The sequence below is a fragment of the Paenibacillus sp. OK003 genome (genome assembly GCF_900109515.1).
Taxonomy (GTDB): domain Bacteria; phylum Bacillota; class Bacilli; order Paenibacillales; family Paenibacillaceae; genus Paenibacillus; species Paenibacillus marchantiae.
In genome coordinates this window covers 17,191-42,859 of the sequence record NZ_FOBD01000020.1, presented here as the reverse complement: position 1 = coordinate 42,859, position 25,669 = coordinate 17,191, and the positions used below count along the sequence as shown (strand labels likewise).

At 47.2% G+C, this 25,669-nt stretch carries 28 protein-coding genes; 24 read left to right on the top strand and 4 right to left on the bottom strand.

All coding sequences use genetic code 11. The features are described 5' to 3' along the window. Positions 1 to 245 precede the first annotated feature (245 nt). The 7 genes from BMW94_RS25235 (at position 246) to BMW94_RS25205 (ending at position 7,157) form a co-directional block, all read left to right on the top strand. The gene (locus tag BMW94_RS25235) at positions 246 to 710 is read left to right on the top strand and encodes a Fur family transcriptional regulator (RefSeq protein WP_063565677.1); all 465 of its coding nucleotides are present in this window, start codon (positions 246 to 248) and stop codon (positions 708 to 710) included. 2 nt (positions 711 to 712) lie between these two features. Beyond that, a complete protein-coding gene (yidD, locus tag BMW94_RS25230) occupies positions 713 to 964 on the top strand; it encodes a membrane protein insertion efficiency factor YidD (protein WP_024631022.1) in 252 nt (83 codons plus the stop codon). 391 nt (positions 965 to 1,355) lie between these two features. Then, positions 1,356 to 3,425, top strand: coding sequence for a methionine--tRNA ligase (gene metG / locus BMW94_RS25225; RefSeq protein ID WP_302848014.1), 2,070 nt, complete (start codon positions 1,356 to 1,358; stop codon positions 3,423 to 3,425). A 312-nt stretch (positions 3,426 to 3,737) separates the two neighbouring features. Next, a complete protein-coding gene (locus BMW94_RS25220; RefSeq protein ID WP_091001533.1) occupies positions 3,738 to 4,727 on the top strand; it encodes a metal ABC transporter solute-binding protein, Zn/Mn family in 990 nt (329 codons plus the stop codon). A 55-nt stretch (positions 4,728 to 4,782) separates the two neighbouring features. Further along, on the top strand, positions 4,783 to 5,541 hold the full coding sequence (locus BMW94_RS25215; RefSeq protein WP_063565680.1) for a metal ABC transporter ATP-binding protein: 759 nt from the start codon (positions 4,783 to 4,785) through the stop codon (positions 5,539 to 5,541). 50 nt (positions 5,542 to 5,591) lie between these two features. Next, positions 5,592 to 6,395, top strand: a complete 804-nt coding sequence (locus BMW94_RS25210) for a metal ABC transporter permease (protein WP_024631018.1) — start codon at positions 5,592 to 5,594, stop codon at positions 6,393 to 6,395. A gap of 48 nt (positions 6,396 to 6,443) precedes the next feature. Beyond that, positions 6,444 to 7,157, top strand: a complete 714-nt coding sequence (locus tag BMW94_RS25205; RefSeq protein ID WP_024631017.1) for a cytochrome c biogenesis CcdA family protein — start codon at positions 6,444 to 6,446, stop codon at positions 7,155 to 7,157. A gap of 149 nt (positions 7,158 to 7,306) precedes the next feature. Here the strand turns inward: BMW94_RS25205 and splB are convergent, their stop codons facing one another. Further along, positions 7,307 to 8,377 (bottom strand): spore photoproduct lyase, encoded by a 1,071-nt coding sequence (gene splB, locus BMW94_RS25200; protein ID WP_091001532.1) that lies wholly within the window; start codon positions 8,375 to 8,377, stop codon positions 7,307 to 7,309. Between the two features lie 232 nt (positions 8,378 to 8,609). Here splB and mntR point away from each other — a divergent pair, with 232 nt between their 5' ends. From mntR to BMW94_RS25185, 3 genes are all read left to right on the top strand, one after another. Beyond that, positions 8,610 to 9,038, top strand: a complete 429-nt coding sequence (gene mntR / locus BMW94_RS25195) for a transcriptional regulator MntR (protein WP_076291863.1) — start codon at positions 8,610 to 8,612, stop codon at positions 9,036 to 9,038. A gap of 205 nt (positions 9,039 to 9,243) precedes the next feature. After that, positions 9,244 to 10,842: a family 10 glycosylhydrolase gene (locus BMW94_RS25190; protein WP_091001531.1), complete on the top strand. Its 1,599-nt coding sequence runs from the start codon at positions 9,244 to 9,246 to the stop codon at positions 10,840 to 10,842. Positions 10,843 to 10,926: 84 nt separating this feature from the next. After that, a complete protein-coding gene (locus BMW94_RS25185; RefSeq protein ID WP_091001530.1) occupies positions 10,927 to 11,928 on the top strand; it encodes a patatin-like phospholipase family protein in 1,002 nt (333 codons plus the stop codon). A gap of 68 nt (positions 11,929 to 11,996) precedes the next feature. On the opposite strand, the gene BMW94_RS25180 is transcribed toward BMW94_RS25185, so the two are convergent. Together BMW94_RS25180 and BMW94_RS25175 are read right to left on the bottom strand one after the other, a co-directional pair. Beyond that, the gene (locus BMW94_RS25180) at positions 11,997 to 12,329 is read right to left on the bottom strand and encodes a hypothetical protein (protein WP_091001529.1); all 333 of its coding nucleotides are present in this window, start codon (positions 12,327 to 12,329) and stop codon (positions 11,997 to 11,999) included. Positions 12,330 to 12,334: 5 nt separating this feature from the next. Beyond that, the gene (locus tag BMW94_RS25175) at positions 12,335 to 13,327 is read right to left on the bottom strand and encodes a DUF1385 domain-containing protein (protein ID WP_091001528.1); all 993 of its coding nucleotides are present in this window, start codon (positions 13,325 to 13,327) and stop codon (positions 12,335 to 12,337) included. Positions 13,328 to 13,542: 215 nt separating this feature from the next. Between BMW94_RS25175 and BMW94_RS25170 the strand changes: the two genes are divergently transcribed. The 5 genes from BMW94_RS25170 (at position 13,543) to BMW94_RS25150 (ending at position 18,054) form a co-directional block, all read left to right on the top strand. Continuing rightward, positions 13,543 to 14,121 carry a YqhR family membrane protein gene (locus tag BMW94_RS25170; protein WP_091001527.1) on the top strand — a complete coding sequence of 193 codons (579 nt, stop codon included), beginning with the start codon at positions 13,543 to 13,545 and terminating at the stop codon, positions 14,119 to 14,121. A 77-nt stretch (positions 14,122 to 14,198) separates the two neighbouring features. Then, a complete protein-coding gene (aroQ, locus tag BMW94_RS25165) occupies positions 14,199 to 14,642 on the top strand; it encodes a type II 3-dehydroquinate dehydratase (RefSeq protein ID WP_091001526.1) in 444 nt (147 codons plus the stop codon). Between the two features lie 39 nt (positions 14,643 to 14,681). Further along, entirely contained in the window at positions 14,682 to 15,755 is a 1,074-nt protein-coding gene (locus tag BMW94_RS25160) for a M24 family metallopeptidase (RefSeq protein ID WP_091001525.1), read from the top strand. A gap of 296 nt (positions 15,756 to 16,051) precedes the next feature. Beyond that, on the top strand, positions 16,052 to 16,609 hold the full coding sequence (gene efp / locus BMW94_RS25155; RefSeq protein WP_024631007.1) for an elongation factor P: 558 nt from the start codon (positions 16,052 to 16,054) through the stop codon (positions 16,607 to 16,609). Positions 16,610 to 16,800: 191 nt separating this feature from the next. Continuing rightward, positions 16,801 to 18,054, top strand: coding sequence for an aspartate kinase (locus BMW94_RS25150; RefSeq protein WP_091001524.1), 1,254 nt, complete (start codon positions 16,801 to 16,803; stop codon positions 18,052 to 18,054). 80 nt (positions 18,055 to 18,134) lie between these two features. Here BMW94_RS25150 and BMW94_RS25145 read toward each other — a convergent pair whose 3' ends face one another. Then, a complete protein-coding gene (locus BMW94_RS25145) occupies positions 18,135 to 18,884 on the bottom strand; it encodes a 2-phosphosulfolactate phosphatase (RefSeq protein ID WP_091001523.1) in 750 nt (249 codons plus the stop codon). A gap of 277 nt (positions 18,885 to 19,161) precedes the next feature. On the opposite strand from BMW94_RS25145, the gene spoIIIAA reads away from it, so the two are divergent. The 9 genes from spoIIIAA (at position 19,162) to accB (ending at position 25,618) form a co-directional block, all read left to right on the top strand. After that, entirely contained in the window at positions 19,162 to 20,166 is a 1,005-nt protein-coding gene (gene spoIIIAA, locus BMW94_RS25140; RefSeq protein ID WP_091001522.1) for a stage III sporulation protein AA, read from the top strand. Further along, complete coding sequence (gene spoIIIAB, locus BMW94_RS25135) at positions 20,159 to 20,677, top strand: stage III sporulation protein SpoIIIAB (RefSeq protein WP_090900804.1); 519 nt, start codon at positions 20,159 to 20,161, stop codon at positions 20,675 to 20,677. Before spoIIIAA ends, spoIIIAB begins: the two co-directional genes overlap by 8 nt. 29 nt (positions 20,678 to 20,706) lie before the next feature. Beyond that, positions 20,707 to 20,910, top strand: a complete 204-nt coding sequence (gene spoIIIAC, locus BMW94_RS25130) for a stage III sporulation protein AC (RefSeq protein ID WP_017687585.1) — start codon at positions 20,707 to 20,709, stop codon at positions 20,908 to 20,910. Between the two features lie 32 nt (positions 20,911 to 20,942). Then, positions 20,943 to 21,332, top strand: a complete 390-nt coding sequence (gene spoIIIAD, locus BMW94_RS25125; RefSeq protein ID WP_017687586.1) for a stage III sporulation protein AD — start codon at positions 20,943 to 20,945, stop codon at positions 21,330 to 21,332. Positions 21,333 to 21,353: 21 nt separating this feature from the next. Next, the gene (gene spoIIIAE / locus BMW94_RS25120; RefSeq protein WP_063565695.1) at positions 21,354 to 22,544 is read left to right on the top strand and encodes a stage III sporulation protein AE; all 1,191 of its coding nucleotides are present in this window, start codon (positions 21,354 to 21,356) and stop codon (positions 22,542 to 22,544) included. Positions 22,545 to 22,575: 31 nt separating this feature from the next. Next, positions 22,576 to 23,454: a stage III sporulation protein AF gene (gene spoIIIAF / locus BMW94_RS25115; RefSeq protein ID WP_091001521.1), complete on the top strand. Its 879-nt coding sequence runs from the start codon at positions 22,576 to 22,578 to the stop codon at positions 23,452 to 23,454. Between the two features lie 15 nt (positions 23,455 to 23,469). Beyond that, positions 23,470 to 24,108, top strand: a complete 639-nt coding sequence (spoIIIAG, locus tag BMW94_RS25110) for a stage III sporulation protein AG (protein WP_091001520.1) — start codon at positions 23,470 to 23,472, stop codon at positions 24,106 to 24,108. A 66-nt stretch (positions 24,109 to 24,174) separates the two neighbouring features. Beyond that, a complete protein-coding gene (locus BMW94_RS25105; protein WP_091001519.1) occupies positions 24,175 to 25,014 on the top strand; it encodes a SpoIIIAH-like family protein in 840 nt (279 codons plus the stop codon). A gap of 139 nt (positions 25,015 to 25,153) precedes the next feature. Further along, positions 25,154 to 25,618, top strand: a complete 465-nt coding sequence (gene accB, locus BMW94_RS25100) for an acetyl-CoA carboxylase biotin carboxyl carrier protein (RefSeq protein WP_063565765.1) — start codon at positions 25,154 to 25,156, stop codon at positions 25,616 to 25,618. Positions 25,619 to 25,669 lie beyond the last annotated feature (51 nt).

Genomic DNA, 25,669 nt, shown 5'->3' with positions numbered 1-25,669 from the left:
GTTCTTTTTTAGTTCAGTTTGTAATTAGCGGGTATCCAAGCGCTTTCGTTGACTATGAACTTCATTTAAGGCATTATTAGAAGTATATAAATCAAGGATAAGTATCAGCATTTGCATAATTTGATTCCACAGGCTAACGGGTACAATACCTAGACGAATAAAACCATTTCGAACTAAGTATTGCTGAAATGAATTCGCTCTTTGGATTTATGCAGAATGCTGGATGACAGGAGGTGCTTTAGATCATGCTGTCGACAGAACAGATTATTACTACCATGTCCTCGCAGGGGCTCCGCATTACAGATCAGCGGAAGACACTGGCTCGGTTATTTGCTGAATCCCCTGGGTATTTGACACCCAAGGACGTCTATGAATATATGGGTAAGACTTACAGCGGACTGAGTTTTGACACGGTGTATCGGAATTTACGTGTCATGCAAGAATTGGGTGTGCTGGAGCAGGTCATCTTTGAAGATGGGGTGAAGTTCAGAGCACATTGCAGCGAGGATCACCATCACCATCATATGATTTGTCTGAAATGCCAGAAAACATATCCAATCGTTTTTTGCCCAATGCAGCTTGCAGATGCGCCTGAGCAATTCCAGGTTGTCGATCATAAATTTGAAGTTTTCGGGTACTGTAAGGACTGTGCCGAACATGTGCCAGCCAAAGTGTCATCCGGACATCAGCACACTCATGGGAAGCACTGACGATGAAGTTATCTCGCAGACTGGTTCAGGCTCCCATTCGGGTGTATCGCAGCTATATCTCTCCATTGAAGCCGCCAACATGTCGTTTCTATCCTACTTGCTCGGCTTACGCGATGGAGGCGATTGAGGTGCACGGTGCGTTCAAAGGATCGCTGCTTGCGGCAAAACGTATTGCGAAATGCCATCCGTTTCATCCAGGCGGAGTGGATCTGGTGCCACCGAAGGCTGAAAAGTCTGTCATGGTATCCGATTAACGATCCAATAATCGTTTTTGCCGGGTTGAGTTGATTTAAGACTGCTGTCCACTTGACAAAGGAGGCAGTATTTCAGTATATTTTTGGTATAATGATTTCCAGTGAAGGGATAAGTACAGACACACCCCCAGTGCAGAGAGCCGGATGAGCTGAGAACCGGTCTGGGAGGAGGATGGAATATGGTCCCGGAGGAACCTCTTTCGAGCGTGCAGACGTTGATTAGAACGGCTGTCGTAAGGCTGAGGCGTGATCCAGCGTTAATGGGCGGTCGAAGGACCGGCAGAGCCTGTGGTTTGTGAAAAGCACGGGGAATTTGGGTGGTAACACGTGAGAGCAACTCTCGTCCCATATAGGGACGGGAGTTTTTTGTGTTCTTTTTTAGACAAATGCAATGAAAAAGCACGACTATATGAAGGAGGAGAAGTCATTTATGGCTGATCAAAAAACATTTTATCTGACAACACCGATTTATTATCCGAGTGACAAACTGCATATCGGGCACGCGTATACAACTGTGGCGGGTGATGCTATGGTTCGTTACAAACGTCTGCGTGGTTATGATGCTCACTATCTGACAGGAACCGATGAACATGGGCAGAAGATTGAGCGCAAGGCACAAGAGAAAGGGCAGTCACCGCAGGCTTTTATAGACGACATCGTTGTTGGCATCAAGGAACTGTGGAACAAACTGGACATTTCCAATGACGACTTCATTCGTACGACGGAGGAGCGCCACAAAACAGTGGTACAGGATATATTTGACCGTTTGCTGAAACAGGGGGATATCTACAAGGGTGAGTACGAAGGCTGGTACAGTATCCCGGATGAGACGTATTACACGGAAACCCAACTGGTTGATGTGGAGAAGAATGAAAAAGGCGAAATTATCTCGGCCAAAAGTCCGGATAGTGGACATCCTGTGGAGTTGGTAAAAGAAGAATCCTACTTCTTCCGGATGAGCAAGTATGCTGATCGTTTGCTGAAATATTACGAAGAGAATCCGGGTTTTATTCAGCCGGAATCCCGCAAAAATGAAATGATCAACAACTTCATCAAGCCAGGTCTGGAAGATTTGGCCGTATCCCGGACCACTTTCGAATGGGGTGTCAAAGTTAAAGGCGATCCGAAACACGTTGTATACGTATGGATTGATGCGTTGTCCAACTATATTACAGCTCTGGGCTATGGATCATCCGACGAATCGCTTTACAACAAATTCTGGCCTGCGGACGTGCATCTGGTAGGGAAAGAAATTGTTCGATTCCATACGATTTACTGGCCGATTATGCTGATGGCGTTGGACCTGCCTTTACCGAAGAAAGTATTCGCTCACGGTTGGCTGTTGATGAAAGACGGCAAAATGTCCAAATCAAAGGGTAATGTCGTTGACCCGGTAACCTTGATTGACCGTTATGGTCTGGATGCACTGCGTTATTACCTGCTCCGTGAAGTTCCATTTGGTTCAGATGGTACATTTACTCCAGAAAGCTTTGTAGAACGTGTGAACTCCGACCTGGCCAATGACCTTGGAAACCTGTTGAACCGTACGGTAGCCATGGTGGACAAATATTTCGAAGGCAAAGCCCCTGAGTTTACTTCTGGTGTGACCGAATTTGATGTATCTCTTGAAGAAGCGGGTCTTGCTGCTGTAGAGAAAGTGGAGCAGGCGATGGAAAATCTGCAATTTTCCGTAGCGTTGACAGCGATCAGTCAGTTTGTTAGCCGCAGCAACAAATACATTGACGAGACTCAGCCTTGGGCTCTGGCTCGTGATGATGCGAAACGCAACGAACTGGCATCGGTAATGTCGCATCTGATTGAAAGCTTGCGGATTGCTTCCATCCTCTTGCAGCCGTTCCTAACACGTGCTCCGCGCAAAATCTGGGAACAGCTCGGCATTCAGGAAGGTGAACTGACGGCTTGGGATTCAGCGAAGCAATGGGGCATTATTCCGGCTGGCAACGCTTTGCAGAAGGGTGACCCAATCTTCCCACGTCTGGACTCTGAACAGGAGATTGCTTATATTGCAGAAGCGATGACTGGAGGCAAAAAACCAGAAGCACAGCCTGAGGCAGCTCAAGCTGATGCTGGAGGCTCTTCTGAAGACACTCAACCTGTCTCTGCACCAGAAGGCAAAGAAGAGATCGGTATTGATGATTTCGCCAAAGTGGAACTGCGGGTAGCTCAAGTCATTGCCTGTGAACCGGTCAAGAAAGCCGATAAATTGCTGAAGTTGCAGCTTGATCTGGGTTATGAGCAACGTCAAGTTGTATCGGGAATCGCGAAGTTTTATTCACCTGAAGATATGGTTGGACGCAAAGTCATCTGTGTGACGAACCTCAAGCCTGTGAAATTGCGCGGTGAACTGTCCCAGGGCATGATCCTGGCAGCATCCCATGGCGACCAGCTTACACTGGCAACGGTACCGGATAATATGCCTAATGGCGCACAAGTGAAATAGGACTTTGACCCTGTAACCAGGGAAATATTGATATAGCTGTAATATGAGGTGGCTCGATGAGAATCGGGTCACTTTTTATTTTGGAATGAAATCGGATCTGAGGCAAAGAAAACAAGCATATACTGTTATGAACTCCGTGCTCAAGGAAAGAATGAATAGGACAGAGCGGCTTGACAAGTTCGTGCAGGTTACCTATAATTCTTTCAGTAATGTTTACGATTAAGAGATGCGGAGTGAATACTAGTGAAACTTTATAATGGAAGAAATCCAGACCAGGTAAACCGGACTCTAGCGACAGGTAGAAGAAGGCATATGAAATGGTTGCTCAGCAGTCTGCTTGTTCTTAGTTTGCTCATATTATCGGCATGCGGTCAGAATAATTCGGAGAATGCCAAGCTGGTGGAAGGCAAAGTGAATGTGATCACCAGCTTCTATCCTGTCTATGCGTTTACGGCGACAATTGGCGGAGAAGATGCAAATGTCATTAATTTGCTGCCAACAGGTGTTGAACCACATGACTGGACGCCGAAGAGTCAAGATATTGTGAATACATCCAAAGCCCAGTTGTTTCTATACAATGGTGCAGGACTGGAAGGATGGGTCCCCAACTTCCTAAAGTCACTGAATAGCGATACCAAGGTGAAGTCAGTTGCAGTAAGTGAAGGGGTTACTCTATTGACTGCTGAAGGTGATGATGGACACGGTCATGGTGAAGAACAGGTGGATGAACATAGCGACGAACATGCAGATGAAGCTAACGCAGAGGACATTGCGAACCATCATGTGGACCCTCATACGTGGGTAAGTCCAAAATCGGCAATGGTAATGGCTGAGAATATTAAAAACAGCCTGGTTGAAGTAGACCCTGCACATAAAGAAGGATATGAACAACGCTATGAAGAGCTGCGGACCAAGCTGGAAACGTTGGATCAGCACTTTACGGATGAATTGTCCAACGTACCCAATAAGGAAATTGTCGTATCACACCAAGCCTTTGGGTATCTTGCACGTGATTATGGATTGACCCAGCATGCCATTATGGGACTTTCTCCAGATTCCGAACCCACAGGTCAAGATATGGTGAAGTTGGCCAAGTTGGTGAAGGATGAGGGGATTAAATACATTTTCTTCGAAGAGCTGGTATCAGATAAACTGGCGAAAACCCTCGCCAACGAAGCGGGTGTAGAGACCATGGTCCTGAATCCGGTAGAAGGCTTAACCAAAGAACAGGCTACCAACGGGGATGATTATTTCACCCTGATGGAGAAAAATTTGCAAAATCTGCTGATCGCATTAAAATAAGATAGACTGAAGGATTCGTGTGTAATCCTTATATATAATGAAGGGCGGCTTTGCCATGCAGCAAATCATGCCATTATGTCATGATCCAATTATAGAGATCGATAAATTATCATTTTCCTACGGCGACCAGCGAGTGATCGAAAATCTTGATTTTATGGTCCAGGAAAGGGATTTTGTCGGGATTATCGGTTCAAACGGGGCGGGCAAAACGACATTGTTGCGGATGTTGGTGGGACTTTTGCCTCCAGCCGAGGGAGATATCAAGCTATTCGGACAGTCGATCCGCCGATTTAAGGATTGGGAACGGATTGGTTATGTTCCGCAAAAAAATGCGTTTAACCCATTGTTCCCTGCGACGGTGCGGGAAGTTGTGATGTCCGGCTTGTACAACAACAAGAATATGTTCCGCAGAATGTCTCGTAAATGTCAGCAGCAGTGCACAGATGCTATGCAAGTGATGCGGATTGAGGATTTGGCGAACAAACGGATCGGACAACTGTCCGGCGGACAGCAACAGCGTGTGTTTTTGGCACGGGCGCTTATTAATCACCCTGATCTGCTGATTCTGGATGAACCGACGGTGGGTATCGATGCCGAATCCCAGGCCAGCTTTTTTGAACTCATTACCCATATGCATGAACACCACCGGATGACATTCCTGATGGTATCACATGATATGGACCGGATGGAGAGTTATCTCGGTTCCAAAGCAGCGGTGACGAACGGAAAGATACATTTCCATGTACGTCATTCCCATGAGGTGGAAGATTGTGCCGAGACTAATTTGCAGCATACCACCACCCAGGTACGTTAGACGCGAGTGCGCAACCAGATTAGAGCAAGGCCGAAGGAGTCGTGTGTGTTTTGGAAATTTTAATGAGTGATTTTTTTCAGCGGGCGCTGGCGGGCGGACTGCTAATCGGCATCACCGCACCGTTGATCGGATTGTTTCTGGTGCTGCGCCGTTTATCCATGATCGGGGATACCCTGTCTCATGTGACTATTGCCGGGGTTGCACTCGGATTTCTGATTGAAGTGTATCCGATTGCGGTGGGACTTATTTTTGCCGTGCTCGCATCATTTGCAATCGAGAAACTGCGTAAGGCGTATAAGAGTTACGCCGAGTTATCGATCGCAATCATCATGTCTGGTGGAGTAGCGCTGGCTTCGTTGTTCTTCACGCTGGGCAAAGGATATAATACAGATGTAATGAGTTACCTGTTCGGGAGTATTTATACACTGGACTCCACAGATTTGAAGCTGGTTGGTGTGGTTACGCTGATCGTGGTTATCGTTGTGGCGCTGTTACATAAGGAGTTTTTCCTGCTCAGCTTTGAAGAGGATGCCGCAGCGGTTACCGGATTGCCTGTGAAACTGCTTAACATGCTGATTACCGTGATGACAGCCCTTGTCATTAGTACGGCGATCAAAATCGTGGGGGCACTGCTGGTATCAGCACTGCTGACCATTCCGGTAGCCGTAAGCTTGCTGATGGCCCGAAGTTTCAAATCGGCGATTATATTGTCTGTGGTCATTGGCGAAATTGCTGTGGTCATTGGACTGGTTGTGGCCGGGATCTGGAACCTTGCACCAGGAGCAACGATTGTACTTTTGCTTATCATGATGCTGATTCTTACGATGATTGGAAAAAAAGGGTTCCGAGCCTGAGTCTGAACGTGAGCAAGTGAGCCCCCAGGGAAGGGAGACATCCGCTTCATGCCTGATGTTAATGTGTGGCTGGCTTTTGTAGCAGGATTAGCTTCGTTTATATCGCCATGCTGTCTTCCGCTGTATCCATCGTATCTTTCCTATATTACGGGGATGACGGTACAACGGTTGAAGGATGAGCGTAATCAGCGTGAAGTTCGCTTCAAGACATTGACTCATACGCTGGCGTTTATTTTGGGCTTCTCGGCTGTGTTTTATTCGCTTGGGCTGGGGGCCGGATTGTTTGGCCAATTTTTCAATGATAACCGTGATCTCATTCGTCAATTATCCGCGATCTTGATTATGTTAATGGGTTTATTCCTGCTTGGTTTGTTCAAACCTCAGTTTCTGATGAAAGAGCGCAAGATGGATATGAAATGGAAACCAGCTGGTTACTTGGGTTCATTTATTTTTGGCATTGGTTTCTCGGCAGGCTGGTCTCCTTGTATTGGACCGATTTTGACTGCCATCATCGCAATGGCTGCGAGCGAACCAACAACCTGGTTGGCATTGATTACGGGTTATACGGCCGGATTTGCGTTACCGTTCTTCATTCTGGCCTTTTTCATCGGTTCTACACGCTGGATCTTGCGTTATTCCAATATCATGATGAAAGCCGGGGGCGCATTAATGTTGTTCCTCGGAGTGCTGTTGTTCACGGATCAGATGACGAAAATTACGATCTGGCTACAGCAAATTACACCAGACTGGATGATTATCTAGCGCATCTACGAGGATTTTTCCTTTGCCCAACGATTATTTTAAATAAGAACAAAGCAGGCTACATGGCAACCAGAACAATTCTGGGCTCATGTAACCTGCTTTTTTAATCAATGGGCTCATTCTCAAAGGTTTCATTGCTGACTATACACTTAGGTGAAGTAATCAATGTTGGCCAGTGGGAAATGCTCAAAAATGCGCTCAGTAATAAATTCGCGCAGGGCATCCTGCTGATCATCTTTATACACATATTTGTACTGGCCCCAGCGGCCCCATTTCATTTTCCGCTTTTCGATATCCATCTCAAGCTTGGTTTTAGGGTATCGCTTCTCAATGGTGGCTTTTGCCGTTTTGGTAAAACGGTGCTGGATCATCTCAAAGGTTAGATCCTTGGTTGCTTCTTCGGGAAGTGTATCGGCAAGTTTTTCTAAAAGCTCGCTATATCCTTCTTCCCAGCCGTCGTACCAAATAATTGGGGCAATAATGAAACCGAGCGGATAACCGGCATGCGCTATTTTGCCTGCGGCTTCAATACGCTCTTCAAACCGTGAGGTGGCTGGCTCAAAATTTTTGATCACATAATCGGAATTCACACTGAAACGGATACGAGTGTGTCCGTTATGCTTGATGTCTAATAAAGGATCAACATGATGGTATTTGGTCACAAAGCGAAGTCGCCCGTGTTCCTCATCCGCCATAAAACGAATCAGGTCACCAAGATTTCCCGTAATATGCTCTAGACCTACGGGATCAGATGTACAGGCTGCTTCAAAACGGGTAAGTTCAGGTGCACGTTCCTCAATGTATCCCTTGGCAGCCTCAATGATCTCTTCCGTGTTTACATAGACACGGACATACGGCTTGGCCCCAAGTGTCGTTTGAAGATAACAATAATGACAGTGGCCCATACAGCCTGTGGAGATGGGAATGGCATATTCGGCCGAAGGCTTCGATTGGTCAAACTTGAGTGTTTTACGCACACCGACGACAAGGGTACGCTTTGCCATTCGGTACTTTTCCTGTTCCGTTTCACCAGGGAGATTGGTAATTCGATTATGGGATGTCGTCATCTGATACGGGATATCCCTAGAGGTAACCCACTCCATAATTCGTTTACCTTTCTCATATTCCAGCGCACCGGGTTCAAAATACACCAAATCGGGAATAAAGGGTTTAGTGCCTTTTGCTTTGCGAACGGGTGGATGCGCTACACTTGTACTCACGAAATCACTCCTTTCAATACGGAACCTTGCTTAGTTTGCCTCGTTTAGGGATAAGTCACCCTTGCCAATACTTGCGTAATTGGTGACAGAAATCGGGCCTGAGAAGTGTTTTATGGTCTGTAAATAGTGAATGAATTGTGCAGGACTTGCCAATGCGTATTGATAACATGTATCATTATAAGATAGTGACCAGGCAAGAATATTGCCGGTCAGAGAGAAGAGAGGGAAGCAGATGCCAACGCCCAGTATGGAAGATTATTTGGAGCGTATATACAAATTAATTGATGAAAAGGGCTATGCTCGTGTGTCTGATATAGCTGAAGGTTTGGAAGTACATCCTTCATCGGTGACGAAGATGATCCAAAAGCTGGACAAAGACGAGTACCTGATCTATGAGAAGTACCGCGGGCTGGTACTTACGCCAAAAGGCAAAAAGATGGGCAAACGGTTGATGGAGCGCCATCATCTGCTTGAACAGTTTTTGACGACGATTGGTGTTCAGGAAGAAAATATTTACCAGGATGTTGAAGGAATTGAACACCATCTGAGCTGGGATTCCATTACTTGCATCGAATCTTTGGTTGAATATTTTCGCCAGGATGAGACTCGACTGCGTGATCTTAAAAGTATTCAGGATGTCATGAGCAATACAGAATCCTAAGTTTGCAAAGCCAGAATCAACTGAAAAATTACAATATGTATTCAAAATCAGAGGATGCACCTGCCGCTAAAACGGTAGGGAGCGTCCTTTTGCTTTTTTTTTGACCAAAATTTGGCGATTATTCGCAACTTAACAATCATTAGAAGCGTCTATTAAACTAGCAGAATTTGCCGCGAATTTATAATTATTTTGGAGGATTGCACTGATGAAGCTTCGTAAAGGATTGATCCTGCTGCTCATTTTTGTTCTGGGTTTACAAACCTCAGGACTGACAGCGCAGGCAGCTAGTCAAAAGGAAATTGTGATTTATTTGGATGGCCAGCGTTTGGAGTCGGATGTCTCACCTTACATTTTGCCCAAAGTAAATGTAACGATGGTCCCCCTGCGTGTTATTAGCGAAGGACTGGGTGCATCTGTGCTTTGGTCACAGGCTACCCGCACAGTTACAATCAAGAAGTCCGATTCAGTCATTACGATGACGAGTGGACGCCAGCAGGCAACGGTGGATAGTACCGTGGTTGATCTTGATGCATCGGTAGAACTGAAGCAAGGCCGTGTCATGGTACCAATTCGATTCGTCAGTGAGAACTTGGGAATTCAGGTCACCTGGAACCAATCTGAGCAGACGATTAATCTGGCCACAGGAAATGCTCCTAATCCTACCCCAGTGACACCAGCAGAGCCTGGAGGGACAGGAACTACCCCAAATACGGATGAGATGCGAGGAGCCTGGATTTCGACTGTAAATGGAGACTGGCCTTCATCTAGTGCCAAAGGAAATGTAGAAAAACAAAAGTTGGAGTTCATTCAGCAGCTTGATACGTTGAAGGATATGGGTATCAATGCCGTATTTGTTCAAGTGCGAGCCAATGGGGATGCGATCTATCCATCAGGTCTTGTACCGTGGAATAGCGTGCTGACAGGTACACAGGGGAAAGATCCTGGGTATGATCCACTTGCATTTATGATCGAGGAAGCCCACAAACGTGGCCTTGAGTTCCATGCCTGGTTCAACCCGTTCCGGGCCACCAATTCGGCAACGACAACTGGGCTTGCAGCCAATCATGTATCCAAGCTTCATCCGGACTGGATTGTTAATGCATCAGGCAAACTGTATATTAATCCAGGCATTCCGGAAGCGAGACAGCACATTATTGATTCCATCATGGAAGTGGTTAATCAGTATGATGTTGATGGCGTACATTTGGACGATTATTTCTATCCTTCCAATGTAACGTTTAATGATGATGCGACTTTCAAAGCATACAACACATTGAATACGAGTGACCGTGCAGAATGGCGCCGGGAAAATATCAATCAATTCGTCAAGCAGCTCGGAGAGAGCATCCATAAGGTGAAAGCCGGCGTTCAATACGGCATTAGCCCATTTGGTGTATGGCGTAACAAATCGGTTGATATGACAGGTTCGGATACAAAAGCCGGAGTAACCGCTTATGACAGCATGAATGCGGATGTGCGGACATGGATCAAGCAGGACTGGATCGACTATGTTGCACCCCAAGTGTACTGGAGCATGACACTAAGTGCAGCACGATATGACAAGGTGGTTGACTGGTGGGCCAATGAAGTGGCTAATACCGATGTGAAATTGTACATTGGTCACTCGCCTTATAAGCTGGGCACACCGGAAATCGGGTGGCAGACATCACAAGAAATCATTGATCAGCTTATATATAATGAGAAATATGATACGGTGAAAGGGGATATTTTCTTCAGTTCACAGTACCTGACGAAAAATCCGCTCGGCTTGATCGCCAAATTAAAAGCCTATTATGGACTGTAAAACATTTTAACGTAATATGACCAACCCCTGTTCTCATACAGTGGCAGTAGTAGCATGGACTGCCTGGAGAACGGGGGTTTTATTGTGTTGATTAATGGAGTATTTGAAGGTGGCGGCGTAAAGGGAATTTCGCTTGCCGGCGCCGTAAAGGGTGCAGAAGATCACGGTGTTGAATTCAATCGCGTAGCGGGCACGTCCTCGGGTTCCATCGTAGCTGCTTTGCTGGCGGCTGGCTATTCGGCGGAAGAGATGAAAGGCATTATCGAGAATACGCCGTTTGCTTCGTTACTGCGACGTTCCCCCCTATTTGATACCAAGTGGATCGGACCCGCAGCAAGGCTGTTTTTGAAGAAAGGTCTATATTCTGGGGAAGCGCTGGAATGCTGGATTCGGGATATGCTGAAAAAAAAGGGAGTTCGGACGTTTGCTGATCTGCCTCCAGGTAAGTTGCTAATCATTGCATCCGACATTTCCAATGGCACCATTTTGGTGCTTCCAGATGATATCAAACGATTCGGAATCGATCCTTCGAAACTGGAGGTAGCCAAGGCCGTACGCATGAGCTGCAGTATCCCCTATTTCTTCGACCCGGTTGCCATTCGCAGATCCCCGATCCTGTCCAAAGGTTTACGTTTTGCGGACCAGTTTGTTTACATCGTCGATGGCGCATTACTGAGCAATTTTCCGCTCTGGCTGTTCGATGGAGAGCGTACAGAACGTGGAGGAGATCTCATCCCTGTAGTCGGTTTTAAAATGGTTGGCAAAACCGAAGGAGAGCCAGCTAGAATCAGAGGGCCTCTAAGTATGCTTCAGGCATTGGTGGAAACGATGCTTACTGCTCATGACGAGCGATACATCGAACAGGTTAATCGATTCCGTACTGTGAAAATTCCTACCCTTGGAATTAAACCTACAGAATTTCACCTTTCCGTACAGGATAGTACAGCTTTATATCAATCTGGGGTCACCGCCGGTACTGAATTTTTCAGTGGATGGAATACCAAGATATATGGTGAACAACTGGACAAACAGAAACGAGAGCTAAGAAAAAAACAGGCGGAAACACCACCGCTGACTCCTGTATAAAAATAAAAAAGCAATTCTCCGCATGTTTGGAGAATTGCTTTTCTGTGTGTTTTCCTGATATAAGCGCTTTAGTGATACTTGGGTACGTCTTCATCACTTTTACCCTTTTGACCCTGAATCACTTGGAAAGGATAATCCTTGCGTTTTTTGGAAGAACCGCTACTTTTTCGGGCACCAGACTGTGCATTAACTTTAGCCATGGTTTTAGCCGATGGTTTAATCTTCGGTGATGATGTGTTGCGTGCCCAACGGCGGGGCGGATATTTATAGAGCAGGAACACAACTCCGAACACGACGAGGGGGATGATAATTTGGGATAGACCTCCACTTCCCAGCCTAGTCAAGATTCCAATAGCAGCGAGTGCGATGAACGTCCAAAATAGGATTGCCTGCTTCTTCATATCATTCACCCTTTCACAGGATCAAGTGTTGCAACAGGAACTTCCGACGTGGCCGAAGCGTTTGCGAGTTTTGCATCCAATTCACGCATACGGTTAAACGAAGCAATGGATACTTCTACCTGTTCATTCGTTGGCTCTTTGGTGGTCAGCAATTGCAGCCACAGCCCCGGGTATCCGAGATAACGAAGTACAGGGATGTCACGTACCGAGTTGGTCATCTTCAACAATTCGAATGAAATACCGAGTACGACTGGCAACAACAGTAACCGCTGTCCCATACGTTCCCAGAGGTTGTCGTAGGTGAAGAGCGAGTACAAAAATATGCCGATAATGACAGTCAGCATAATAAAACTGCTTCCGCAACGGTAATGCAGGCGGCTATACTTCTGCACATTCTCAGGTGTAAGCTCTTCTCCGGCTTCATGAGCACTAATGACTTTATGCTCTGCACCATGGTATTGGAACAGACGTTTAATCATCGGTGTCTGGGAGATCAGCCACAGATAGGCAAGCAACAGAATCAGCTTAATTCCGCCTTCCAGTAAATTATGCAAAAACTGATTGTCGAATGCATTTTTGAACAGAAAATTCTCAATAACAACCGGCAGCAAGGTAAGCACAATTTTACCAAAGAGGAACGAAAGGATAGCTACTGCGGTGACGCCGATAATCATGCTAAGGCTCCAACCTGAACCTTCTTTTTCTTTTTGCTTTGCTTTTTCTTCAGGTTCCAGTTCATCATCAGCATATGCGTCAGCAGAATAGTTGAGATGTTTGCTTCCTTTGACGCTCGAATCTATAATGCTGACAATCCCGCGCAGTAGTGGAATCCGCCGCAATTTCATGACCCAGGACTTGTCTTGCTTGGGAACTTCCAGATACGTAATTTCGCCGTCTTTTCTTCGCACAGCTGTAACGTTGACATGTTTACCGCCGAACATTACGCCCTCAATGACAGCTTGCCCCCCGTAGCTGACAGGCTTGGATTGTTGAGGCAAATTATTCACCTTCCTATTCTGTTCTAGGCCCTCATGGTCGAAGGCAGTTTTATAACCCTATTGTATCGAATTTTGAGAGCAATTTCTAGTTTACGAGTAGATCCAGGGGTGATGTTGTTAACTTTGTCCTGATTTGTACATACTACCCGGTAGAGTTAAGACGAAAATGGAGATTTTTTCGCAGTTTTGCAAACTGGACGTGAAGGAGAATATCAATGACAGAGTACACGGGTGAACGCACATCCCATAAGGAAAATCAGCGTGCTGATAAAGGAGAGCAAAAGGAACGGGGGAGACGTCCCACCCAGCGACAAGGCCAGGCACATTATTTCACCAAGCCGTTCCCTTTTGCAGTAGAGCTAGGTTTTTTCGCAGGTTTTATCTGGGGAGGTTTGCATTGGCTGTTCTATCTGCTTCATTTTACGATTGTGCCATTGGGATTTTTGGCTGAACCGTTTTTCAAGCACAACTTTATCTATACTGCAGCAGGGCATTTGACCGGCTGGCTGTTTTTTATTGTTTTTTCGGTCCTTTCCTCCCTTATTTACACGTTCACTTTGAAAAAATGGAAAGGACCGCTTCCGGGCATGGGTTACGGGATTTTATGGTGGCTCATTATCTTTGTCCTTGTAGGGCCCAAACTGGATATGGTGAAGCCCCTAAACCGCTTAACCTGGGATTCAATCATTACCGAGTTTTGTTTCTTTTTGCTGTGGGGACTGTTTATTGGCTACACCGTAGCCATGGAGTTTACGGATGAACGGAAACGTGAGCCAGAGAAAGCGGGAGCATAGCCGCAAAAAAGCTTCTCAATCCGGCAATGGCTGTGTTAAAATAGCAGATGGTTATTTGCAGAAAGGGTGGAGCAGCTATGAAACGGATTGTTGTAATCAATGGCCCGAACCTGAACATGCTCGGTATACGTGAACCGGGTATCTATGGAACGCTTAGTCTGAAGGATATTGAAGACAAAATTCGCAGACAGGCGGAGGAGCTTGGTGTCTCCATCGCTTTTTATCAATCCAATCACGAAGGGGACATCATTGATCGCATTCATGCAGCGATGGGCGATGCAGACGGAATCATGCTGAATGCCGGAGCACTGACCCATTACAGCTATGCTGTGCGTGATGCCATCAATGCCGTAAAAGTTCCTACAGTAGAAGTACATCTATCCAACATTCATGCACGCGAAGCGTTCAGACATCATTCAGTTATTGCTGCAGAAACAATCGGGCAAATTGCCGGATTTGGCGAAGTAAGCTATGAACTGGGGCTGCTGGCTCTCGTGCGTCATCTGGACAAACAAACCTGAGCCGGGGACCCGGGAATGTGAGAGAAAGAAGGGTAACCGATGGAAAACAAACGAGTAAATAAGTTACGTGATGCCATGCAGAAACATGAACTCACGGCTATGCTGATTACAAATCCGATTAACCGTCGTTATATGACGGGTTTTACAGGCTCAGCAGGATATGTGCTGATTACGGAACAAGAAGCTTATCTGCTTACCGATTTCCGTTACATGACACAAGCTCCGCAACAAGCCAAAGGATTTACCGTTGTGGAACATGGACCAAAACCGTTGGAATCCGTACGCGAATTGCTTGCATCGGCAAACATCAAACAGGTTGGCTTTGAGCAGGATCATGTCACCTATGGTACGCATACTGCATATGCTGAAGCGCTTCAGTCGATTGAATTGAAGGCTGTATCCGGCATAGTGGAGCAACTTCGCATGTTCAAGGACGAAGATGAGATCGCTGTAATGCAAAAAGCTGCGGATCTGGCAGATGCAACATTCAGTCACGTTTTGCAATTCGCAAAACCGGGTATGACTGAACGTGAAGTGGATTTGGAGATGGAGTTTTTCATGCGCAAACATGGAGCAACCTCCTCTTCGTTCGACACCATTGTGGCATCGGGTGAACGTTCTGCTATGCCTCACGGTGTAGCAAGCGGCAAAGTCATCGGACAAAATGAGTTAATTACATTTGACTTTGGTGCGCTTTTGGATGGATACTGTTCAGATCTGACACGTACCATCGCAACAGGCACACCTGTACCTGAACTGCGTAAAATTTACGATATCGTACTGGAAGCCCAGTTACATACGCTGGCGAACCTGAAACCGGGCATGACCGGACGGGAAGCAGATGCATTGGCACGTGATATCATTGCAGGGCACGGATACGGAGAGCAATTCGGACACAGCACAGGCCACGGTCTGGGTATGGAAGTCCATGAGGCTCCTCGTTTGTCCAAGCTTAGCGACGATGTATTGAAACCGGGCATGGTGGTAACCGTTGAACCGGGTATCTACATTGACGGCCTTGGCGGCGTGCGTATCGAGGATGACGTGGTGATTACCGAGACAGGTATTCACATTTTGACGAATTCGGACAAGAAGTTCACCGTAATCGGCTAAATTACAGCCAACGATGATATAAGACGATTTTTAATTTATGCTTTTGAATGAAGTAAACATGGAATTACACAATAACGGAGAGGGCAGAAAAAACCTGAAGAAGCGAAGCGCTCGCCTTTATCCCCGGATTTCTCCCTATTAGGATAGGGATTAAAAGAAATCTGGGGATAACAGCGATCGAAAGGTTGTTCTGCCATCGTAGTGGTCTGTGTAATATGACGGTTTGACTTGTTCAACTTAAATTAACCCATCGTCTTATATCACCTACTTTTCAACCATATCAGGAGGGATTTTTTGTGATTTCAGTAAACGATTTTAAAACAGGCTTGACCGTACAAGTAGACAACGACATCTATACCGTACTTGATTTCCAACATGTTAAACCAGGTAAAGGTGCTGCCTTCGTTCGTTCCAAACTGAAAAACCTGCGCAACGGTAACACCGTAGAGAAAACATTCCGTGCAGGTGAAACCATTGGCCGTGCCATCATCGAAAACCGTGGCGTATCCTACCTGTATGCTAGTGGTACAGAGCACACATTCATGGACAACGAAACATATGATCAGTTCACACTGACAAGTGATCAGTTGGAATGGGAATTGAACTTCCTCAAAGAAAACATGAACGTAAAAATTGTTAGCTACCAAGGTGAAATCCTCGGAATCGACCTGCCTACAAGCGTAGAGTTGAAAGTGATCGAGACAGAGCCAAGCGTAAAAGGTAACACGGCACAAGGCGCTACTAAAAACGCAAAAGTGGAAACAGGCTTGAACGTACAAGTGCCATTGTTCATCAACGAAGGCGATGTTCTGCTGATCGATACTCGTGAAGGTAAATACTCTTCCCGCGCGTAACGTTCATATGGTGTAAGCTAAATAAAGCGTTAATTCAACCCTTTGCCATTTCTTTGGCAAAGGGTTTTTTCGAAAAAAGATTAGCCTATCAGACGCTTTCGTAATATACTGGGTTAAAGTCATTTTTCGGAGAGAATAATGACGGTGGACATCAATTATGCATACTGCACAAGGTAGGGAGTGGATTTGCGTTGTCATTGTACGTCATGAAATTTGGGGGCAGCTCGGTCGGAGATACAGAGCGCATGAAGCGTGTAGCCGGACGTGTTGTAGAAAAAGCGGATGAAGGACATCAGTGTGTAGTCGTGGTTTCGGCCATGGGGGATACCACGGATGATCTGATTGATCAGGCGAAACAGCTGAACAGTGAACTGCCTGCACGTGAGATGGATATGCTTTTGACTACGGGAGAACAGATCTCGATTTCATTGCTATCCATGGCGATTCAGGCGCTTGGACGCAAAGCCATTTCATTTACAGGCTGGCAAGCGGGATTCCGAACAGAGCCGGTACACGGCAAAGCGCGGATTAACGATATTCAGCCGGAACGGGTGAATCAGGCTCTGGCGGAAGGCAACATCGTTATCGTTGCAGGCTTCCAGGGTATGACGGAAGATGGCGAGATTACGACGCTAGGCCGCGGCGGATCGGATACAACAGCAGTAGCCTTGGCAGCAGCCATTAAGGCAGACGCTTGCGAGATTTACACGGATGTAGATGGGATCTATTCCACCGATCCGCGGATCGTGAAGGTTGCACGCAAGCTTAAGGAAATTTCGTACGACGAGATGCTGGAACTGGCCAACCTGGGAGCAGCGGTGTTGCATCCGCGTGCAGTTGAATACGCGAAGCATTCCGGTGTGCCTTTGATTGTAAGATCCAGCTTTAACCATAATGAAGGAACGGTTGTGAAGGAGGAAGCAACAATGGAACAAGGCGTGGTAGTTAGTGGAATTGCCTATGACAAAAACGTGGCTCGAATCAGTATTCTGGGTGTACCAGACGTACCTGGGGTTCTCGCTGAAGTATTTGGTGCCCTTGCATCAGAACAGCTGGATGTCGATATTATCGTTCAGAGCGGTGTGATGGACGGTAAAGCAGACTTCTCGTTCTCTGTTGCCCTGTCCGACCGGGAGAACGCACTGCGTGTCATTGAAGCCCTTCATAGCCGCCTGCCTTACCGTGAAGTTACTTCTGAAGAAGATCTTGTGAAAGTCTCCATCGTTGGCGCAGGTATGGTTAGCCATCCGGGCGTAGCTGCGAAGATGTTCAAAGTCATCTCGGGCGAAGGCGTGAGCATCAAGATGGTCAGCACTTCCGAGATCAAGGTATCCTGTGTTATTGACGGAGAGAAGCTTCATGACGTAATCAAGGCGCTGCATACAGCGTATGATCTGGATACGGCTGAGCAGGCTGTCATTGGCGGACCGCAAGTTCGCAGATAAATAACCGATATAATTGTAAAGACACACCAAAGGTGTACTGTGTATCCCATCCGGGATCGCAGTACACCTTTTTAGGTTGTTCACAGCAATTTAAACACCCGTTCCTTACGTGTTCCTCTAAATGGTTGCATCCGGTTCCCTTCACCCATCTCTGGAACACAGTCCAGCAAGTTCAATTGGGTGCAATACGTTACGTCATGTATCCTCCCTAGCCTTTCCAGCCTTCGTCCACCAGCGGATACTCTAACCAGATCGGGTAATTTCTCCTCGGCATGAGTGGCAGCCTGATGGAGCGCCAGGCCCAGATCGTTCAGCATAATGGGGAAAGTGGATTGTCGGTATAACTCCTCGATAATGCTGCCTGCACATAAACCATCTTCCAGCGCGAACTCATCCTGATCCCCGGCGCATAACAATAAGATATCCCGGCGCAGCTCGCACAGAACAGCCGCCACAGCCTTCACATTGAGAAATGAGCCTGCGAACACATGTCTAGCCTTGGAAGCCTTGATCAGGGCACGTGTACCATCTGTCGTAGTCAGAATGATGGTTTTACCCGCAATATTCGGAGTCATATATTCATAGGGGGAATTGCCCACCTCGAATCCTGTAATTTTTTTATCAAAACGCTCCCCGCCACGAATGGCATCCTGCACGTTCAATTGTTTTGCTTGAGGAACAGTTTCTACCGCAATGACGTCCGCTGCATCGTATGCCAGTGCCGTAACAATGGTACTGGTCGTTCGCAACACATCGATGACAACCACACATCGTCCTGCAATATCCATTCTTCGAACTTCATTCACATTGCCTACCACATCGACTCGCACTCCCCACAACTCCTTTCTGTATTTGGGGATAGGTGGTTCTGTCCTTTTTTATCCCGGAATGAATATCACCTGTCTGCAAGCACTATATGCACTTGGATCTAGACGGGTGCCTAGAACAAGAACAGTTAAGCTGATCTATGATTTTTAACTCTCTTCCCTATTTTGAAGAAAATGATAGATTTCAGCGTCATAAATTCAATGTACACACATAAACTTGAGATATGAACAAGCACCAGGAACGCAATAAAACCGAATTCAAGGTTGGAGGGGCCTATTCATGATGGTGAACTGGAAGGATCTCTTTCCGGAACCGATTCGAACCATTCTGGGAAGAATGCCGCCCGCTTTATTCGATAAAGTGGAGGAAGTACGTATCCGTGAAGGAAGACCACTGGAAATCAATGCAGGAGACACCTATCACTTCCTCACACCCCAGGGCAGTCCGACTTCGAAGCCTGATGAAGCCTATATTCCCTTAAAAGAGGTAACACACAGGCTGCTGGATCTGATCAGCAATCATTCGCTTTATACATTGGAAGAGGAGCTGCGTAAAGGGTTCATCACCATTCCTGGCGGGCACAGAATCGGATTGGCTGGCCGGACAGTGTTAAGTGGAGGCCGCGTCGAATACTTGCGCGATATCAATGGATTCAATGTCAGGGTGGCCCGAGAGATTCACGGGGTCGCTGATCGGGTTCTGCCTTATCTGCTGGACATGAAAAATGGACAGGTCATGCACACCTTAATTCTTTCACCTCCGCAGCAAGGCAAGACTACGTTACTGCGGGATCTGGCAAGACAGATTAGTAGTGGAACCAAACTTACGGGTGTCAATGAGCTTGTTCAGGGTATACGTCCACGACTAAAGGTTGGCATCGTTGATGAGCGGTCCGAAATCGCTGGAAGTTACAAGGGCGTACCTGGATTTGATGTGGGACCTCGCACCGATGTCATGGACGGTTGTCCAAAGGCTGAGGGCATGATGATGATGCTTCGCTCCATGTCTCCCGATGTCTTGATCGTGGACGAGATAGGCCGACCGGAAGATGCGGAGGCAGTCATGGAAGCACTCCATGCAGGCGTATCTGTCATCGCTACTGCGCATGGTCGTGATCTGGCCGAGCTTTCTTCCAGACCTGCACTGAGAACCCTGATCGTCGAGCAGATGTTCCAGCGTTATGTACAGCTGCAACGGACGAGCCGGGGCATGACCTTTCGATTAGCCGATGGCAAAATGCGTGGTCTCCAGCAGACGGAAGTGGGAGGTGAGGCATTTGGTTAACATGCTCGGTGCCGTCATCATTCTGCTGGCCAGTACCCTCGCCGGATTCTACAAGGCAAGGCAGTATGCCTTGAGGCCACGACAATTGCGAGAATTAATCGCCGCTCTCCAGCGATTGATGACAGAGATTAACTACGGGCTGACTCCGTTGCCTGATGCGATGGGAAAAATGGGAGCCCAGACAAAAGAGCCTGTTCGGACGCTGTTCCTCCACGCAGCCAAGCAGATGGAACCACCTCATGGACACACTGCTCGTGAGAGTCTTCAGTCTGGTATAGAAGAGGCGTGGGGGAGATCAGCCATGAAGGCGGACGAGCGGGAAGTCATGCTGCAATTGAGCTTCAGCCTTGGCACCAGCGATCGTCAGGATCAGACCAAGCACATCTCGTTAGCCATTCAGCAACTAATGCATGAGGAATCCCGTGCCCAAGCCGATCAAATGAAATATGAACGAATGTGCCGCAGTCTCGGGATGCTTGTCGGAGCGTTAATCGTCATTCTGATCTTCTGAAATAGCCGGGATAGTGAGGTGCCAAGGTCATGAATTTAGAAGTGAACGCAATCTTTCAAATTGCGGGCATCGGAATCATCATTGCAATGATTCATACGGTGCTGAAACAAATGGGAAAGGAAGATATGGCTCACTGGGTGACCGTGATCGGATTTGTCGTTGTATTGTTCATGGTGGTCCGTATGCTGGACAGCCTGCTGCAAGAGATCAAATCGATATTTCTTTTTCAATGAAAACGGTCATGAAGCCGGGATGGTGGTGACCTGTGGAAATTATCCAAGTTGTAGGTCTGGCGCTCATCGCAACGGTGCTCATTCTAGTTATCAAAGAACAGAAGCCCATGTTCGCTTTTCTGATTGCTGCTGCTACCGGCATCGTAATCTTCATGCTGCTGATTGGCAAGATTGGTGCGGTGATCGAAGTGTTGAAACGGCTTGCCGAGAATTCAGGCATGGAGAGCATTTATCTGAAAACGGTTCTGAAAATTATAGGCATAGCGTACATTGCTGAATTCGGAGCACAGATTGTCAGGGATGCAGGCCAGGAGAGCATTGCTTCCAAAATTGAACTTGCTGGCAAGGTGCTGATCCTTGTACTCGCGATACCGATCATCAGCATTATTATCGAAACCGTCATGAAGCTGATGCCGGTGTAGAGGGAGGCGTGCGGACTTCATATGAAAATGATGCATCACAAGCCGCAGTGGCGCCTTACCTTCGTGCTGACGCTGTGTTTTCTGTTTGGAATCATGGGACAGGTATTCGCCGGTTCTCCCTCGGGAGAGTGGATGCAGCAGCAGGCTGACCAGCTTCCCAAGGATCAGGTGGAAAAATATTGGGACCAACTCATGCAACAATACGGTGGTTTTTTCCCGGAAGGAAAAACGCCTTCCTTTATGGATATGTTAATGCCCGGCAATGAAGGGTTCAGCCTGAAATCGGTGTTTATAGCGATTGGAACCTTCATGCTGCATGAAATTTTATATAACGGCAAGCTTCTAGTCACGATTGTGATGCTGAGTGTGCTGAGCATGATTTTGGAGACGTTGCAGACCGCTTTTGAGAAAAACAATATTAGCAAAATCGCTTACTCCATCTGTTACATGGTCATTATTATCATCGCCATAAACAGCTTCAGTGTGGCGATTGGATACGCCAAGGATGCCATTGCCAGCATGATCAACTTTATGATGGCCATGGTGCCCCTGTTGTTTACACTGCTGGCTTCAATGGGAAATGTCATTACCGTTTCTGTGACTCATCCGCTGATCATTTTCATGATTCATCTGGTCGGTACATTGATCCACATGCTGGTGTTCCCGCTACTCTTTTTCTCAGCCGTATTACATCTCGTCAGTTCCTTGTCCGACAAGTACAAGCTTACACAGCTGGCAGATCTCTTACGGAATATTAGTGTAGCTCTGCTCGGTATACTGCTTACGATGTTTCTGGGCGTAATTTCGGTGCAGGGGGCATCGGGCTCCGTGGCAGATGGTGTCAGTCTAAAAGCGGCGAAGTACATCGCAGGCAACTTTGTTCCCATTGTCGGCAGAACGTTTGCGGATGCAACCGACACGGTGATCACAGCGTCACTGCTGGTGAAAAATGCAATCGGACTAACGGGTGTCATCATCATCTTGTTTTTATGCGCGTTTCCTGCACTTAAAATTCTGACGCTAGCCCTGATTTACAACATAACTGGCGCGATCATGCAACCGCTAGGGGATACGCCAATTGTGGGATGTCTGCAGGCCATAGGCAAAAGCATGATTTACGTATTTGCGGCACTGGCAGCCGTCGGACTCATGTTTTTTCTGGCCATCACGATCCTGCTAACCGCAGGCAATCTGACCGTTATGATGAGATGAGAGGAAGCTCAAGAGGAAAGGGGCTGGAAGGATGGGGTGGCTGAGCAGCTGGCTCCGGGAATTGATCATGATCGTTCTGCTGGCGACTTTCGTGGATATGCTGTTGCCCAATCGATCCATGGAACGTTATGTCAAGCTTGTGCTGAGCCTTCTTATCCTGCTGACCCTGTTATCGCCCATAACGAAGCTCTTGAAAAGTGATCCGGTTGGCGAGCTCAAACGAGCGATGACCGCCATGGATTCGCCCTCTGAAGGAAATGCAACACTTGAACAGATTTTGGCTCAGGGCAGGCGGCTGCAATCCAATGAACAGGAACAGTCGCTGCAATGGACAGCCAAAGAACTGGCTAACGTAATGAAAGGGCAAATTGAAGAAACAACCGGGGAGCGAGTGCAGTCTGTTGAGGTAAAGCTCGCCATGGATACAGCCAAGCCGGAGACGGATTTGACCTCTTCGGTGGAACTTCCGATGATCCAGTATGTTTTGGTGGAGATGGCAAGTGAGACAGTGGCGGGCAAAGTTAGTACCAACACAGGTCAACAGGAAGCAGGGGCAACTACAAAACCAACATTTGACTCTGACCCGGAATCCCAAACCACTGAATCACCTCCAGTTCAGGAGCCAATCCAGATTGGTCAGATTGAGGTCCCAGACGTACAGATCGAGGTGAACAGCGGCAGCAATCGTGAAAGTCGCGTGGGTAACGTTAACTCTGGCGAGCCGCAAAATGGACAGGAAGCTGACTCCACACCTGTGTCGGGTGAGCAGGCAGAGACAAACACTCAGCAAGGACAGACGTCCTCCCGATCTGAACGAGCAGTACAAATAATTACGCTATTGACAGAGAAGTGGGATATTGATGCAAACAAAGTACAGGTGAAAGAAAAGAAAAGCGCTTCGGCGCTGTAAGAAGGAGGGTATCCGATGAGGCAATGGCTCAAAAAGATGGAAAGCTGGCTCGGCGGCGGAGAAGGTGGGCAACGTCGAAGTCAAACCTTTCGCTGGCTTATTATCCTGGGTTTGATCGGAGTGGGAATCATGTTGTTTAACTCCTTCGTCAATGTCAAAAAGATTGATTCCGAAAATATCGGTCGCGAGCCTCCTGATCCAGCTACATCGATGGCATCCATACAGACGGATCCGACGGATCAGAATCCATTTCAGGCGATAGAGATCGCATTTGAGGACAAGATCAAGGGTGTGCTGGAAAATATCGTAGGTGTGGGAACCGTTGATGTGATGGTTACCGTGGATTCTACAGAGGAGCTTGTTGTACAGCGTAATGTGAAGGATTCGCAGCAGCTCACCGAAGAAACGGATGCAAACGGGGGCAAGCGACATATGACGCAATATACCCGGGATGGTGAGATTATTACGTATGAAATATCAGGGAATCAGACACCGATTGTCACGAAAAAGCTCAAACCACAGATTCGGGGCGTGCTTGTCGTTGCCAGAGGTGCAGAGAACAAGGTTGTGAAGGACCTGATTACAGATGCTGTGGAAAAAGGACTGAATGTTGCGGCCTACCGAATTTCGGTTGTTCCGCGCAAGCAGGATTAGTCCGGAACCATGAATCACAAGTTTTGATTGTCATAAGAATGAAGCCAATTCGAGGAGGAAGTTCTAATGAATAACAAACGTCAAACGGTATGGCTCGTATCCATGCTGAGTCTGATGGTCATTTTGTCCGCCTATTATCTGTTCACTGAAGATTCCGGTCCGGTTAATACGCCTGTAGCTGACAGCACGCAGGTGGATGGTATGAAGCAGGGAGAAGCGAAGGAAGCGGCTGGAATCCTTGATCCAACAGAAGGTCTGGTTGTGAATGAAGTGGTCAATGGCGGCGAAGTTACAGGAACTGAAGGAGAGCAAGCGGCAACTGAATCTGTGGATAATCCTGCGGTTGTAGACGGTAAAGAAGCCGGAGACACCGAGAAATCACCGGCTGCGGAATCGGGAGAGAAACAAGGTGAAACAGGTAAAGGCAGCGAGAAAGGGACAGATAAAGGCGCATCAACCACTCCTGAGACAAATGCCCGAACAGAAGGCAGTACGACGAAAACGGATGAGGACGTCCTCAAGGAGATGGAGGAGCAGAATACGGCGGCGTCGGCGAGCAGCCAGTTCCAGAACTACCAGTGGCAGCGTGAGGAGAGCAACAATCGTAAGTATGAAGAACTCATGACCGTTGCAGGCGATCTGAGCAAAACGCCAGAAGAAAATGCCAAAGCAACAGAACAGCTTCGTACGCTGGAAGAAAAAGAAGCCAAAATCAATGGGATTGAAGAAACCCTGTCGCAGCAGTTTGCCAATGCCATCGTTCAAGAGGATGCCGACAAGTATAAAGTCGTTGTTCTCAGTGACAAACTGGATGTAAAACAGGCGGTTTCCATTGTGGATATGGTTATGAAAGAACTGGCTGTATCCCAAAATAAAATCAGCGTGCAATACGTGACAGAACAGTAATCTAAAACATGGAAAAGTAGCCCCGAGAGCTGGATTAGTTCTCGGGCTCTTTCCATTTTTAATGATTATGATATAATACATAAAGCCATATGACCGTCCTAGTGAGACTGGCATGATGCCGAAGGAGTGAATAATGGAAATGTTTAAATTGAGTGAGATCAAAGAGCTGATCAAACTGGTAGATGAAAGTTCCGTTCAAGAGTTGGAAATTGAAAACGAAGGATCACGGTTGTCGATTCGCAAACCGGGTAAAACCGAGTATGTTCAGGCAGCTGCTATTCAACCGCAAATGATTGCTGCACCACAGGTGCAACCGGCTGCAGTGGTAGCTGAAGCTGCTCCGCAAGTCGATACTACAAGTCATTTACATAAAATCGTATCTCCGATGGTGGGTACTTTTTACAGAGCTTCCTCGCCGGAAGCGGGTCCTTTTGTAAGCGCTGGTGATAAAGTTGTTGAGAAAACAACGGTATGTATCATTGAGGCGATGAAGCTGATGAACGAGCTTGATGCTGACATCAAGGGAGAGATCGTTGAAGTGCTGGTTGAGAACGGACAGCTGGTTGAGTATGGACAACCCCTGTTCCTGGTGAAACCGGAATAACGGTTACAGGCGCATTAACGGCAACTGCATGAGCTTCGAAGGAGGACAATA

Excerpts from the sequence above, each read along its gene's own strand:
- BMW94_RS25235 (WP_063565677.1), top strand. The coding sequence starts at position 246 with ATGCTGTCGACAGAACAGATTATTACTACCATGTCCTCGCAGGGGCTC.
- yidD (WP_024631022.1), top strand. The coding sequence starts at position 713 with ATGAAGTTATCTCGCAGACTGGTTCAGGCTCCCATTCGGGTGTATCGC.
- metG (WP_302848014.1), top strand. The coding sequence starts at position 1,356 with ATGAAAAAGCACGACTATATGAAGGAGGAGAAGTCATTTATGGCTGAT.
- BMW94_RS25220 (WP_091001533.1), top strand. The coding sequence starts at position 3,738 with ATGAAATGGTTGCTCAGCAGTCTGCTTGTTCTTAGTTTGCTCATATTA.
- BMW94_RS25215 (WP_063565680.1), top strand. The coding sequence starts at position 4,783 with ATGCAGCAAATCATGCCATTATGTCATGATCCAATTATAGAGATCGAT.
- BMW94_RS25205 (WP_024631017.1), top strand. The coding sequence starts at position 6,444 with ATGCCTGATGTTAATGTGTGGCTGGCTTTTGTAGCAGGATTAGCTTCG.
- mntR (WP_076291863.1), top strand. The coding sequence starts at position 8,610 with ATGCCAACGCCCAGTATGGAAGATTATTTGGAGCGTATATACAAATTA.
- BMW94_RS25190 (WP_091001531.1), top strand. The coding sequence starts at position 9,244 with ATGAAGCTTCGTAAAGGATTGATCCTGCTGCTCATTTTTGTTCTGGGT.
- BMW94_RS25180 (WP_091001529.1), bottom strand. The coding sequence starts at position 12,329 with ATGAAGAAGCAGGCAATCCTATTTTGGACGTTCATCGCACTCGCTGCT.
- BMW94_RS25170 (WP_091001527.1), top strand. The coding sequence starts at position 13,543 with ATGACAGAGTACACGGGTGAACGCACATCCCATAAGGAAAATCAGCGT.
- aroQ (WP_091001526.1), top strand. The coding sequence starts at position 14,199 with ATGAAACGGATTGTTGTAATCAATGGCCCGAACCTGAACATGCTCGGT.
- BMW94_RS25160 (WP_091001525.1), top strand. The coding sequence starts at position 14,682 with ATGGAAAACAAACGAGTAAATAAGTTACGTGATGCCATGCAGAAACAT.
- spoIIIAA (WP_091001522.1), top strand. The coding sequence starts at position 19,162 with ATGATGGTGAACTGGAAGGATCTCTTTCCGGAACCGATTCGAACCATT.
- spoIIIAC (WP_017687585.1), top strand. The coding sequence starts at position 20,707 with ATGAATTTAGAAGTGAACGCAATCTTTCAAATTGCGGGCATCGGAATC.
- spoIIIAE (WP_063565695.1), top strand. The coding sequence starts at position 21,354 with ATGAAAATGATGCATCACAAGCCGCAGTGGCGCCTTACCTTCGTGCTG.
- spoIIIAF (WP_091001521.1), top strand. The coding sequence starts at position 22,576 with ATGGGGTGGCTGAGCAGCTGGCTCCGGGAATTGATCATGATCGTTCTG.
- spoIIIAG (WP_091001520.1), top strand. The coding sequence starts at position 23,470 with ATGAGGCAATGGCTCAAAAAGATGGAAAGCTGGCTCGGCGGCGGAGAA.
- BMW94_RS25105 (WP_091001519.1), top strand. The coding sequence starts at position 24,175 with ATGAATAACAAACGTCAAACGGTATGGCTCGTATCCATGCTGAGTCTG.
- accB (WP_063565765.1), top strand. The coding sequence starts at position 25,154 with ATGTTTAAATTGAGTGAGATCAAAGAGCTGATCAAACTGGTAGATGAA.